Consider the following 235-nt stretch of genomic DNA (forward strand, 5'->3'; position numbering starts at 1 on the left):
GTCTGGCGACCGCCCGGAATCAAGGGCTCGAACGGGTCGAGGGCGACGCCTTCTGCTTCCTCGACGGTGACGACTGGATGCAGCCGCGCCGGCTCGAGGTGCTGGTGTCGCGGTTGCGCGAGCTGGACTGCGACTTCCTCCGCACCGACCACGTCACGGTCACCGGGTCGCACCGGGCGCTCGTGCGTGCCCCGCACCCGTGGCGCGAACGCGTGCTCGTTCCGAGGGCGGCGAT

General features: G+C 71.5%; 1 protein-coding gene. It reads left to right on the forward strand.

The features are described from left to right. Positions 1–235: glycosyltransferase (locus SB753_RS41475; protein ID WP_410805743.1), on the forward strand; the 235-nt coding region annotated here is incomplete at both ends.

Origin of the sequence: Paraburkholderia sp. SIMBA_053 (assembly GCF_046534895.1) — a bacterium.
GTDB classification, from domain to species: domain Bacteria; phylum Pseudomonadota; class Gammaproteobacteria; order Burkholderiales; family Burkholderiaceae; genus Paraburkholderia; species Paraburkholderia caledonica.